11 protein-coding genes are annotated in these 13090 nt (G+C 64.0%); 7 read left to right on the forward strand and 4 right to left on the reverse strand.

Annotated elements, in window-relative coordinates; genetic code table 11:
* The first annotated feature begins 13 nt into the window (after positions 1 to 13).
* Entirely contained in the window at positions 14 to 925 is a 912-nt protein-coding gene (locus ACV1FX_RS37690) for a flagellin (protein ID WP_473122580.1), read from the forward strand.
* Between the two features lie 5 nt (positions 926 to 930).
* Here ACV1FX_RS37690 and ACV1FX_RS37695 read toward each other — a convergent pair whose 3' ends face one another.
* The 4 genes from ACV1FX_RS37695 to ACV1FX_RS37710 form a co-directional block, all read right to left on the reverse strand.
* A complete protein-coding gene (locus ACV1FX_RS37695; protein WP_473122581.1) occupies positions 931 to 2502 on the reverse strand; it encodes an AMP-binding protein in 1572 nt (523 codons plus the stop codon).
* Positions 2503 to 2535: 33 nt separating this feature from the next.
* The gene (gene upp / locus ACV1FX_RS37700; protein ID WP_473122582.1) at positions 2536 to 3171 is read right to left on the reverse strand and encodes a uracil phosphoribosyltransferase; all 636 of its coding nucleotides are present in this window, start codon (positions 3169 to 3171) and stop codon (positions 2536 to 2538) included.
* Between the two features lie 183 nt (positions 3172 to 3354).
* Positions 3355 to 3483 carry a hypothetical protein gene (locus ACV1FX_RS37705; RefSeq protein ID WP_473122583.1) on the reverse strand — a complete coding sequence of 43 codons (129 nt, stop codon included), beginning with the start codon at positions 3481 to 3483 and terminating at the stop codon, positions 3355 to 3357.
* A 64-nt stretch (positions 3484 to 3547) separates the two neighbouring features.
* Positions 3548 to 4015, reverse strand: a complete 468-nt coding sequence (locus tag ACV1FX_RS37710) for a hypothetical protein (protein WP_473122584.1) — start codon at positions 4013 to 4015, stop codon at positions 3548 to 3550.
* 562 nt (positions 4016 to 4577) lie between these two features.
* On the opposite strand from ACV1FX_RS37710, the gene ACV1FX_RS37715 reads away from it, so the two are divergent.
* The 6 genes from ACV1FX_RS37715 to ACV1FX_RS37740 all read left to right on the forward strand — a co-directional run bounded on the left by ACV1FX_RS37715 (position 4578) and on the right by ACV1FX_RS37740 (position 12838).
* Positions 4578 to 4667 (forward strand): K(+)-transporting ATPase subunit F, encoded by a 90-nt coding sequence (locus tag ACV1FX_RS37715; protein WP_018454042.1) that lies wholly within the window; start codon positions 4578 to 4580, stop codon positions 4665 to 4667.
* A gap of 110 nt (positions 4668 to 4777) precedes the next feature.
* Positions 4778 to 6481 (forward strand): potassium-transporting ATPase subunit KdpA, encoded by a 1704-nt coding sequence (gene kdpA, locus ACV1FX_RS37720; RefSeq protein ID WP_473122585.1) that lies wholly within the window; start codon positions 4778 to 4780, stop codon positions 6479 to 6481.
* Positions 6482 to 6568: 87 nt separating this feature from the next.
* Positions 6569 to 8680, forward strand: coding sequence for a potassium-transporting ATPase subunit KdpB (gene kdpB, locus ACV1FX_RS37725; protein ID WP_473122586.1), 2112 nt, complete (start codon positions 6569 to 6571; stop codon positions 8678 to 8680).
* Between the two features lie 105 nt (positions 8681 to 8785).
* Positions 8786 to 9388, forward strand: a complete 603-nt coding sequence (locus ACV1FX_RS37730) for a K(+)-transporting ATPase subunit C (RefSeq protein ID WP_473122587.1) — start codon at positions 8786 to 8788, stop codon at positions 9386 to 9388.
* A gap of 40 nt (positions 9389 to 9428) precedes the next feature.
* Positions 9429 to 12152, forward strand: coding sequence for a DUF4118 domain-containing protein (locus ACV1FX_RS37735; RefSeq protein ID WP_473122588.1), 2724 nt, complete (start codon positions 9429 to 9431; stop codon positions 12150 to 12152).
* The gene (locus ACV1FX_RS37740; protein ID WP_473122589.1) at positions 12149 to 12838 is read left to right on the forward strand and encodes a response regulator; all 690 of its coding nucleotides are present in this window, start codon (positions 12149 to 12151) and stop codon (positions 12836 to 12838) included. The genes ACV1FX_RS37735 and ACV1FX_RS37740 overlap by 4 nt, the downstream gene beginning before the upstream one ends.
* The last annotated feature ends 252 nt before the right edge of the window (positions 12839 to 13090 follow it).

A 13090-nucleotide genomic window follows, 5' to 3' on the forward strand; every position in this document is an offset into this window, starting at 1 on the left:
CGGGAGCGGGCCCATGGTGGCGATGCGGGTGGCCACTTTCGCGCAGTCGAACACGATGGTCGCGGATGCGCTGCGCGTGCAGGCGGTCATGGCCAACGAGCAGGTTCAGGAATCGTCGGGTGTCAAATCGACCGATTTCGGCGGCTATGGCTCGACCGCGCAGCACGTGGTCAATCTGCAAGTCTCGGTGACGCGCGCGCAATCCTATGTCGACGCGGCGACGCTTGCCGATAGCAAGGTGCAGGTGATGTATTCCGCCGTCGGCTCGATGTCCGACATCGTCACCCAGCTCCGGTCCCAGCTCAGCGCCGCCTCGACCAGCAGTTCGACCGAGGTCACCTCGGTGATCTCGTCGGCGCAGCAGATGCTGGAGCAGATGGGCTCGCTGCTCAATACGCAATATGACGGCCAATACGTGTTTGCGGGCGGAAAGACGGAGACGGCTCCGGTCGATCTGACGAGCTTCGCCACGGGCGCGGGATCCACGACGACGGCCGACACCAGCTACTATGCCGGAGACAGCGAGATCGCCTCGGTCCGCGTCGCCGTCGACCAGAGCGTGTCCTACGGCGTCACCGCGGACAATTCGGCTTTCGAAGAGGTGATGCGCGTTCTCAAATTCGTCGCCAACAGCTCCTCGCTGTCGTCATCCGACATCAGCAGCGCGCTGGATCTGGCGAGCACGGCGCTGGACGATACCGCCGCCGTGCAGGCCAAGTTGTCGAGCTCGGCTTCGCAGATCGAGACCGCGAGTGCCCGCCAGAGCGACTACAAGAGCTATGCCGAGACGCTGGGAAGCGATCTCACCAGCGTCGACGTCGCGGCGGTCACGGCGCAGTTGTCGACTTATCAGTCTCAGCTCACCGCGTCCTATTCGGCACTCGCAAAAATTCTGAGCATGAATCTCGCGAGCTACCTGAAATAAGCCCGCTATTCCGCGGCGATTTTGTCCATGGCCATGGCGCGCAGCCTGGCGCGCTGGATCTTGACGCCATTGGCGCTGTCGGTGACGGGGAAAGCGTCGACGAAGTAGATGCGCGCTGGGACCTTGTAGCCGGCCAGCCGCTCGCGCAGGCGCGCGATCAGCGCAGCCTCCTGCGGCTGCTCTGCCGTGGAGATCACGAAGGCGGCGCAGCGGGCTTGTCCGTTCAGATCGACGGCGACGACCTGCGCATCGGCGATGCCCGCGCAAGACTTCAGTTCGTCCTCGATCTCGTCCGGCGCGACCAGGAAGCCGCCGAGCCGCATGGCATCGCCCGCCCGCGTCTCGTAGACGAAGGAGCCGTCGCCACGCAGTCGGCCGATATCACCGGTGCGGAAGAAGCCGTCGGCGGTGGTTGCCTCGCGCGTCGCTTGCGGATTGTTGAAATAGCCCAGGAAACGCGATAGCGCGCTGATCTCGATCTCGCCGGAGACACCGGGTCCCACCAGCTTGCCACTGTCCGTATCGCGTATGCGCACGCAAGCGTCCGGGGACATCGGCAAGCCGCCGCCTTCGATGCGTTCGGCGAAATCGGCCTCGCGCCGGCCAATCGAGAACAGGGCCTGCACCTCGCTCGATCCATACAGGCCGAACAGCGGCAGGCCCCTTGCCTCGGCCTCCACGGCAAACTCCCGCCATCCCGGCTGGAACGCAGCGAAGCCGAACACCTCCGCGTGCGGGAACGGCCGTGGCGCATCAGTGAGCGCCAGGATACGGCGAAACATCTCGTCCGAACCGAAGGCATGCGTGATCCCGTGTTTGCCGAGGATATTGAGCGCCGGTGCAGCCTCGAATGCGTCGAGCACGTAGATGGTGATGCCCGCCGCGAGGAAGGCGAGCAGGCCCGTCATTCCGAACGTGCCGCAGAAGGGCAGCATGGCGAGCAGGGAATGGCGCTCCGGCGAGAGCGCCAGCGCCTTGGCCACCCCAGCCGCATGCGTGGCTAGCGTCGCTTGCGAATGCGCCACCAGCTTCGGCCCCTTGGTCGTGCCCGAGGTGGTGTAGAGCAGCACCGGCAGGCCGACGTCACCTCGTGATGGGGCCTCGGGATAGACTTTCTCGAAAGCGTCGAAGCGTACGCAGGGCCATCGTGCCGGGATCGTAGCCGCGCCGACTACGGCGAGCCTTTCAAGTGCCGGCGCATCGCTCTCCGCGATATCGGCGAGAACAGCGGCAAAGTCGATCGAGTGGAACGCCGCCTCCATCACCAGAAGCCTCGCGCCGGAAAGGCGGAGCAGGTGGGCGACGTCCGCGCTGCGATAGCGGGTGTTGACCGCGGCAATGATTGCGCCAAGTCGCGCGCAGGCAAACAGCAGCGCGATCCATTCGATGCGGTTGACCAGCCAGACTGCGACCACGTCGCCTTTACCGACACCATGCGCGGCGAGCCAGGCTGCGGTCTGGTCGATCCTGGCCGACAATTCGGCGCGCGGAACCGGCGTGCCATCGAACACCAGCGCGGGATCGGAAAAGGTCTCGATCTCGATCAGCGATTGCAGGGAGCGATCGTTGGGACGCATGGCTCCCGCAGTAACCCGATCGCGCAAAACTGTCTACTTGGTGCCGAACATCCGGTCGCCGGCATCGCCCAGGCCCGGGACGATATAGCCGTGATCGTTGAGCCGCTCGTCGACCGCAGCGGTCCAGATCGGCACGTCCGGATGCTCCGACTGGAACTGTGCGACGCCTTCCGGGGCCGCCAGCAGGCAGACGAAGCGGATGTCGCGTGCGCCGCGGGCCTTCAGCAGTGATGCGCCGGCGCAGGCCGAGTTGCCGGTCGCCAGCATCGGGTCCATCAGGATGACGGTGCGGTCGGACAGATCCTGCGGCGCCTTGAAGTAGTATTCCACGGCCTGCAAGGTCCCGGGATCGCGATAGAGGCCGATATGGGCGATGCGGGCGGATGGCATCAGCGCCAGCATGCCGTCGAGGAAGCCGACGCCGGCGCGCAGGATCGGTGCAAGCGTAAGCTTCTTGCCGGCGATTTTCGGCGCCTGCATCGGCGAGATCGGCGTCTCGATTTCCACGAGCTCCAGCGGCAAGTCGCGCGTCACCTCGTAGCACAACAGCATCCCGATTTCGTTCAGGATCTCGCGAAAGCTCTTGGTCGAACGGTCCTTTTCCCGCATCAGCGAGAGCTTGTGCTGGACCAGGGGGTGATCGACGACGTGGACGTTGCTGCTACCCATGGTAACCGCTCTACACGGTTCCCCGAGTTTCCGCCAGATCGGCGGCAGCGTTTTCCCTGCGCATGCGCTGCCTAACCGGCGGGCATCACGAATTCCGTTCTCGCCCTGTTGCCGGCCTCGCACGCCGCATCGTCAACTCGTGCTCAGACGAGGCTGCTCGAGGCGGAAGCGATGCGCTGGCGGCTACACGCCCAATCCGCGCGCCATCAGCGTGATCACCAGCGTCAGGATCGCGCCCCAGATCACGCTCAGCGTCATGGTCAGGATGGTCATCGTGACCGCGTGCTCCAGATAAGTCCTGGCGGGCGGCATTCTGGTTGCTGGGCGCTGGATCGGCGGCATGCCTGCAGCCTTCTCTTGGGGTGGGGGATTGCGGTCAACCGAAATGGTCGCAGTTGACCGGTTCGTAGAGCGCGCTCGTGGTCTGGCGGACCGACGGCACGCTTGGCCGGGTCGCTTCGGCGGTGAGCGCCTGCGCCTCCGCGAAAGCCGAGAGCAATGCGATGGCGAGGTCCGAATGGCGTCCCTCGACCGAGTTCTCCAGCCAATCCGGCAATTCGCGCTCGCGGGACAGCGCGCAATACCATTCACCTCCGTCATAGGCGATGCGGCGGACCTGCCAGAGCGGCAGCTCTAGCTCCAACAGCAAGAACGCGGCATCGGCCCAGGCCTCGGCATCGATCAGGCGCGACAGCCGTGCGGTTCGTTCGCTCTGTCCGAGCGAAGGGAAGCGACGGCAAGCCCGGTCGATGACGCCGAGCATCAGGGGCCGCGTAGCCGCATGCGCGCTGCGAAGCTGCTCGCCGAGCGCAGCCGGGTCGAAGTTTTGCAGATTGCCAGACATGACGGCGTCTCGATCATGGGCCGGCTGCAGGTCCACAGCCGACGGCATCAAGATCGCGGGAAGGGTATTTGAAAGCGAGATGAGGCGAGGCGGAGAATTATAGGGATTTCATAAAGGTCGGTGCGACCAGCGTAAGGGTCGGGCAACGCTCACCCAACCCTCAACCGTCGTCGGCGAAGGCCGGGATCCATAACCACAGGATTTAGTTTAGCGAAGACTCGTTGTTGCCAACTCGCGCCGCAACCACTCTCCGGGATAATGGGTCCCGGCCTTCGTCGGGACGACGGCGTAACTTGTGGAGTCGGTCGGGTGATCTCCCGAGCATCCGCGTCGCCCGACCTTTATGAGATTCCTATATCGTCGCCAAAACCTCCATCTCGAAAACCTATGCCTCGCGTGGCACTTCTCCGCCCGACAGCGCGGCATTCGCCTGCGAACCGCGCGTGAATGCATAGGGATTTTCTCATGCTCGACCTCATCATGCTGGCGCTGGGCTTCGCCTTCTTCGCGCTTGCGATCGGCTACACCTACGCCTGCGAACGGCTGTGACGGGAGCGACGCCATGATCTTCGACTATTCGCTCGCCGGTGCCGTCTCGCTCGGCCTTCTCTTTTACCTCACCTACGCGCTGCTGCGGCCCGAGCGGTTCTAGGGGATGTTGCTCCCCAAGCTGCTTCTCGCCGACGCCGTCCTCGTGGCGGTGCTGCTCGCGGCCCTTCTGCCGCTCCTGCGCGGAAGGCCGGTTCTGAAGGACCACATGCCATGACTGTTATCGGTTGGCTCCAGATCATTCTCTTCTGCGTCATCATCCTCGCCCTGACAAAGCCACTGGGCTGGTACATGACGCGCGTCTTCAATGGCGAGCGTACCTTCCTGTCGCCGGTGCTCCGCCCGGTCGAGACCGGGCTCTACTGGATGTCCGGTGTCGACGAGAAGCGCGAGCAGCATTGGTTGACCTACACGGTTTCCATGTTGCTGTTCCATGTCGGCGGCTTCCTGATCATATACGGGCTTATGCGACTTCAGGCCATGCTGCCATTCAATCCGGCCGGTCAGTCCGCAGTTGCGGAGGATCTCTCCTTCAACACCGCGATCTCCTTCATCACCAATACCAACTGGCAGAACTACGGTGGCGAGAGCACACTGTCCTATCTGGTGCAGATGGTGGGCCTGACGCACCAGAACTTCCTGTCGGCCGCCACCGGCATCGTGCTCGCGCTTGTGCTGATCCGCGGTTTTGCGCGCGCATCCATGCGCACTGTCGGCAATTTCTGGGTCGATGTCACACGCTGCACGCTCTATGTGCTGCTGCCGATCTGCGTCCTCTATACGTTGTTCCTGGTCTGGGACGGCATCCCGCAGACGCTTGGGGCCTATGTCGAGGCGACCACGCTGGAAGGCGCCAAGCAGACCATCGCGGTCGGCCCGGTCGCATCGCAGGTCGCGATCAAGATGCTCGGAACCAATGGCGGCGGCTTCTTCAATGCCAACGCCGCACACCCGTTCGAAAACCCCACGGCGCTTTCCAACTTCGTGCAGATGATCTCGATCTTCGCACTCGGCGCTGCGCTGACCAACGTGTTCGGCCGGATGGTCGGCAACCAGCGCCAGGGCTGGGCGATCCTTGCCGTGATGGGCGTGTTGTTCCTCGCCGGCGTCGCCATCACCTATTGGGCGGAGGCCGGCGGCACCTCGACCCTGCAGGCGTTGGGCCTCACCGGCGGCAACATGGAAGGCAAGGAAGTCCGTTTCGGCATCGTGGCATCCTCGCTCTTTGCCGTCGTCACCACCGCGGCCTCCTGCGGCGCCGTCAACGCCATGCATGACAGCTTCACCGCGCTCGGCGGCATGATCCCGCTGATCAACATCCAGCTCGGCGAAATCATCGTCGGCGGCGTCGGCGCCGGCATGTATGGCATGCTGCTGTTCGTCGTCCTCGCGATCTTCGTCGCGGGCCTCATGGTCGGTCGGACGCCGGAATATGTCGGCAAGAAGATCGAGGCGCGCGAGGTCAAGATGGCGATGCTCGCCATTTTGGTGCTGCCGCTGATGATCCTCGGCTGGACGGCCGTCGCCGTCGTTCTTCCGTCGGCGGTGGCCTCGATGGCCAATGCCGGCCCGCACGGCTTCTCCGAGGTGCTTTATGCCTACACTTCGCAGACCGGCAATAACGGGTCGGCCTTCGCAGGCCTCACCGGCAACACGCTGTTCTACAACATCACCGGCGGTGTCTCGATGTTCGTTGGTCGCTTCTTCATGATCGTCCCGGCCATGGCGATCGCAGGCTCGCTCGCCGAGAAGAAATCCATTCCGCCGTCGATGGGCACGTTCCCGACCACAGGCGGACTGTTCGTCGGTCTCGTCGTCGGCGTGATCCTGATCATGGGTGGCCTGACCTTCTTCCCGGCGCTCGCGCTCGGCCCGATCGTCGAGCACCTCGCAATGAACGCCGGCCAAGTGTTCTAATCAATAAGTCTTCTAATCAATAGGTCTTCTAATCAATAAGTCTTCTGATCACCAAGGCTTCTGATCGAATTGTCTGGAGTGACCTCCATGGAAACCATGAAACTGCAAAAACGCGCTCCGACGTCGGCGATGCTCGATCCGAAGATCGTCCTGCCTGCGATCCGCGCTTCCGTCGTCAAGCTCGATCCGCGGTTGATGATCAAGAATCCCGTGATGTTCGTGGTCGAGATCGTGGCCGCGCTGACCACCGTGGTCTTTCTGCGCGACATCGTGACCGGCGGGTCCGGACTCGGCTTTACCTTCCAGATCATCCTCTGGCTGTGGTTCACGGTGCTGTTCGCCAATTTTGCGGAAGCCGTCGCGGAAGGTCGTGGCAAGGCGCAAGCCGAATCGTTGCGCAAGACCCGCACCGAAAGCCAGGCCAAGCTGCTGACCGGCCCGGACCGGACCTTCAAGCTCGTGCCCGGCACCAGCTTGAAGGTCGGTGACATCGTACGTGTCGAGGCCGGCGATACCATTCCCTCCGATGGCGAGGTGATCGAGGGCGTCGCCTCCGTCAATGAAGCCGCGATCACCGGTGAATCCGCGCCCGTGATCCGCGAGTCCGGCGGCGATCGTTCGGCGGTGACTGGCGGGACGCAGGTGCTGTCCGACTGGGTCCGTGTCCGGATCACCGCGTCGCAGGGCTCGACCTTCATCGACCGCATGATCAAGCTGGTCGAGGGCGCCGAGCGGCAGAAGACGCCGAACGAGATCGCCCTCAACATCCTGCTCGCGGGCCTCACCATCATCTTCGTGTTCGCCACCGTCACCATTCCGAGCTACGCGGCCTATGCCGGCGGCTCGATCTCGGTGATCGTGCTGGTCGCGCTGTTCGTGACGCTAATCCCGACCACGATCGGCGCACTGCTGTCGGCGATCGGTATCGCCGGCATGGACCGCCTGGTGCGTTTCAACGTGCTGGCAATGTCCGGCCGCGCCGTCGAGGCCGCCGGCGACGTCGACACGCTCCTGCTCGACAAGACCGGCACTATCACGCTCGGCAACCGCCAGGCGACAGCGTTCCGTCCCGTGCGCGGGGTGACCGAGCAGGAGCTCGGCGATGCCGCGCAACTTGCCTCGCTCGCCGACGAGACCCCGGAAGGCCGCTCGATCGTCGTGCTGGCAAAGGAGAAATACGGCATCCGCGGCCGCGACATGGCCGAGTTGGGGGCCACCTTCATTCCCTTCACGGCGCAGACCCGCATGAGTGGTGTCGATGCCGGTGGCGTGTCGGTGCGCAAGGGAGCGGTCGACGCCATGCTCAACTATATCGGCGGCGGTGCTCCGCTCGTCGCTTCGGGCAATACGGCACGCGCAATGCAGCCTGCTGCGCTCTCGGAGGTCGGACGGGAAATCCAGGCGATCGCGGATGAGGTGTCGAAATCGGGCGGCACGCCGCTAGCGGTCGCCAAGGACGGTCGCCTGCTGGGCATCGTCCAGCTCAAGGACATCGTCAAGGGTGGTATCCGCGAGCGCTTTGCCGAGCTGCGCCGCATGGGCATACGCACCATCATGATCACCGGCGACAATCCGATGACGGCGGCCGCGATTGCGGCGGAAGCCGGCGTCGATGATTTCCTGGCCCAGGCGACGCCCGAGGACAAGCTCAAGCTGATCCGCGACGAGCAGGCCAAGGGGAAGCTTGTGGCCATGTGCGGCGACGGCACCAACGACGCGCCGGCGCTCGCACAGGCTGACGTCGGCGTCGCCATGAACACGGGCACGCAGGCGGCCCGCGAGGCCGGCAACATGGTCGACCTCGATTCCAACCCGACCAAGCTCATCGAGGTGGTCGAGATCGGCAAGCAACTCCTGATGACGCGCGGTGCGTTGACGACGTTCTCGATCGCCAATGATGTCGCAAAGTATTTTGCGATCATCCCGGCGATGTTTCTGGCGTTCTACCCGCAGCTCAACGTGCTCAACGTCATGAACCTGACGAGCCCGCAGAGCGCCATCCTGTCGGCAATCATCTTCAACGCGCTGATCATCATCGCATTGATTCCGCTGGCGCTGAAGGGCGTCGCCTACCGCGCCGTCGGTGCCGGTGCGCTGCTGCGCCGCAACCTGATGGTCTACGGGCTCGGCGGGATCATCATTCCCTTTATCGGCATCAAGGCGATCGATCTCGTGGTCACCGCCTTGCACCTTGCTTGATCGTCATTGTGAGGAGCGAGGTGACGAAGCGATCCAGAATCTTTCCACGGCAACAGCCTGGATTGCTTCGCTTCGCTCGCAAGGATGGAAAATAGGAGAGACATCATGCTCAGAGAAATCCGCCCCGCCATCGTCCTGCTGGTCGCGCTGACCGTCATCACGGGGCTGGCTTATCCGCTCGCGATGACCGGTATTGCCGGCGTGCTCTTCCCAAGCCAGGCGCAAGGCAGCCTGCTCGAGAAAGACGGCAAGGTCATCGGCTCCGCCCTGATCGGGCAGGAGTTCGGCGAAGACAGGTATTTCCATGGCCGCTTGTCGGCAACGCTGGCGCCGGATCCGAAAGATTCGACCAAGACGGTGCCCGCGCCCTATAACGCTGCGAATTCCGGTGGCTCCAACCTCGGCCCGACCAGCAGGGCTCTGGCCGACCGGCTGAAGGAAGATGTGGACAGGCTGAAGGCGGAGAACCCGAGCCAGCCCGTTCCGCAAGACCTCGTCACGACATCCGCCAGCGGTCTCGACCCGCACATCTCGCCGGAAGCCGCCCAATTCCAGGTCCGACGTGTGGCCAAGGCGCGGAATATGTCGGAGGAGCAGCTCAAGCAGATCGTCGCGGCCAACACCGAGGGCCGCCTGCTCGGCCTGATCGGCGAGCCACGGGTCAACGTGCTGGCGCTGAACCTGGCGCTCGACCGCGCCGGCAAGTAGCGGCCTAGGCTCCCCGTGGCTGGATGATTATAATGCGCTGATGTTCCGAGAGCGCCGCGATCCCGAACAACGTCCTTCGCCCGAGGCGCTGCTGGAGGCAGCGCGCCGGGAGGAGAGCGCGAGCGGCAAGCTGAAGATATTTGTCGGCGCCGCCCCAGGCGTCGGCAAAACCTATGAGATGCTGCAAAGCGCACACGCCAAGCGCAAGGCGGGGATCGACGTCGTCGTCGGTTTCGTTGAGACCCATGGCCGCGCGGAGACCGAAGCGCTGCTCCGCGGGCTGGAGGTCATTCCGCGCAAGAAACTCGACTACCGCGGGCAGATTTTGGAGGAGATGGACCTCGACGCGGTGCTTGCACGCCGGCCGCAAATCGTCCTGGTCGACGAGCTCGCTCACACCAACGCGCATGGGAGCCGACATCCCAAGCGCTATCTCGACGTCGAGGAGCTGCTTTCGAACGGCATCGACGTCTACACCGCCGTCAACATCCAGCACATCGAAAGCCTGAACGACGTCGTCGCCCAGATCACCCATGTCCGGGTGCGCGAGACCGTGCCGGATTCGGTGTTCGACCGGGCCGATGCGATCGAGCTGATCGACCTCACGCCCGACGATCTGATCCAGCGGCTGAAGGAGGGCAAGGTCTATGTGCCCAAGCAGGCCGAGCGGGCGCTGGAGCATTATTTCTCGCCGGGAAATCTCACGGCGCTGCGCGAGCTGGCGCTGCGGCGCACGGCCGAGCGCGTCGACGAGCAGCTCCTCACGCACATGCAGGCGAACGCCATCGCCGGTCCCTGGGCCGCGGGCGAGCGCATCCTGGTCTGCGTCAGCGAGGATCCGCGCGCGGCAGGCCTCGTGCGCTACACCAAGCGGCTGTCCGACCGGCTGCACGCGCCATTTACGGCGATCTCGATCGAGACGCGGCGATCGCTCCAGTTCTCGGATGCCGAGCGTGATCGGCTCGCCGATACGTTGCGGCTTGCCGAATCGCTCGGCGGCGAGGCGCTGACGATCCCCGGCGTCGGCCGTCGTATCGCCGACGATGTCATCAACTTCGCGCAAGGCAATAACGTCACGCAAATCGTGATCGGCAAGTCGACCCGCTCGCGCTGGTTCGAGATCACGCGCGGCTCGGTGGTGCATGACCTCGTGCGCCGTTCCGGCAACATCACCGTGCACGTCATTTCCGGCGACGAATTGCCCGATGAGGCGGCGCCGAAGGCGGTGGTGCAGACGGCCGCGCGCGTCGAGCCGTTCGATCCGCGGCCCTACCTCAAGGCGCTCGGGATCGTGCTGGTCGGCCTCGGCGCCGCCAAGCTGATCCAGCCTTACTTCGGCATCGAGAACGTCGATCTCGTGTTGCTGACGGCCGTGATCGCGGTCGCGGTGCGTTATGGGCTCTGGCCGTCGCTGCTCGCGACCGTCGTGGCGTCACTTTCCTACAATTTCTTCTTCCTGCCGCCGATCTACACGTTCACGATCACCGATCCGACCAACGTTGCGGCGTTTGTTCTGTTCATGGTGGTCGCGATGCTGGTGTCCAACGTCGCGGCCCGCGTGCGCACCCAGGCCGATACCGCGATCGGCCGGATCAGGATGACCGAACAGCTTCATGCCTTCAGCCGCAAGCTGGCGGGCACCGCGACCCTCGACGACGTCTTGTGGGCGACCGCCTACCAGATCGCTCTGATGCTGAAGGTTCGTGTGGTGCTGCTGCTGCCGGAGGAGGGACTGCTGACGGTGAAGTCGGGCTATCCGCCCGAGGATGAGCTCGACCAGGCTGACCTTGCCGCCGCCAATTGGGCCTGGAGCAACGACCGGTCTGCCGGCCGAGGCTCCGACACGCTGCCCGGCGCAAAGCGTCTGTTCCTGCCGATGCGCACCGGGCGCGGCCCGATCGGCGTCATCGGCATTGACAACGACCGCACCGGTCCGTTGCTGACGCCCGATCAGCGCCGCCTGCTCGATGCGCTGGTCGACCAGGGCGCGCTCGCGATCGAACGCGTGCTGCTGGTCGAGGACATGGATCGCGTCAAGCGTACGGTCGAATCCGAGCGGCTGCGCTCGGCGCTGCTCACTTCGATCTCGCACGACCTGAAGACGCCGCTCGCCTCCGTGCTCGGCGCTGCCTCGACGATGCGTGACCTTGCCGGTGCTTTGTCCGATACCGAGAAGCGCGACCTGCTGGTGACCGTGATCGACGAGTCCGAGCGGCTCAATCGCTTCATCGCCAATCTGCTCGATATGACCAAGCTCGAATCCGGCGCCATCGTGCCGAACACGGCACTGTACGACGTCGGCGAGATCGTGGGCAGTGCGCTAAGGCGGGCGAACAAGATCCTGACGCGTCACAAGGTGGAGCTTCAGCTTGCCGCCGACCTGCCGATGCTGGAGCTCGACGCCGTGCTGTTCGAGCAGGTGCTGTTCAACCTGCTCGACAACGCGGCAAAATATTCGCCGCCGGATACCACGATTGCAATCCGCAGCCAGCGTGACAAGGACCGCGTCACGCTCCAGGTCGCCGACGAAGGCGACGGCATCCCGCCGGGCGAGCTCGAGAGCGTGTTCGACAAGTTCTATCGCGTGCAGAAGGGCGATCATGTCCGGCCCGGCACCGGGCTCGGGCTTGCGATCTCCCGCGGCTTCGTGGAGGCGATGGGCGGCACGATCATGGCGGCGAACCGCGGGGATCGCAGCGGTGCGGTGCTGACCATTCGCCTGCCGATCCCCGCGCAGACAAACGCACTGGACACCGCCGCATGAGCGCAACTCCGATCAAGGTCCTGGTGATCGACGATGAGCCGCCGATCCGCAAATTGTTGCGGATGGGGTTGACCACGCAGGGTTACGATATCCTGGAAGCGCCGAACGGCAAGACCGCGCTGGAGAAGCTTGCCGAGCAGCCGGCGCTGATCATCCTCGATCTCGGCCTGCCCGACATCCAGGGTCACGAACTGCTCCGCACCATCCGAGCGCGCAACGAGAGCGTACCGATCGTGGTGCTGTCGAGCCGCGGCGATGAGGCCGGCAAGGTGCAGGCGCTCGACCTCGGTGCCGACGACTATCTGACAAAACCGTTCGGCATGGACGAGCTTTTGGCGCGGTTGCGGGCTGCGCTGCGGCACCAGCTCCAGGTCCAGGGCGAGCGCCCGGTGTTCCGTACCGGCGATCTCTCCGTCGATCTCGTTCGTCGCATCGTCAAGGTCGGCGAGCGCGAGATAAAGCTGTCGCCGAAGGAATACGACCTGTTGCGGGTGCTGGTGCAGCACGCCGGCAAGGTGCTGACGCATCGGTTTCTTCTGAAGGAATTGTGGGACGAGCTGACCGATGCGCAATACCTACGCGTCTACGTCCGTCAGCTCCGCCAGAAGATCGAGGCCGATCCCGAGCGACCGCAATATGTGCTGACCGAGACCGGGATCGGGTATCGGTTGAAGTCGGGGGATTAGCGCTCTCGGTTGGCAACTCCGCGTGACAGCGGAGAATGTGTCGCGAATCTGCATCACCGTCATTGCGAGCGCAGCGAAGCAATCCAGGGTCTCTCCGCGGAAAGATTTCTGGATTGCTTCGCTGCGCTCGCAATTGTGCAAGTTCATTAATTCGGTGATCGAATCCAGCCCAGCAGGGAGGGTTCGATGCGCGACAATAGCTTCGATCGGACGATTGAACGGAATTACCTTCAGAAATGGCGGTTCCTGATT

It is taken from the genome of Bradyrhizobium ingae, assembly GCF_055791185.1.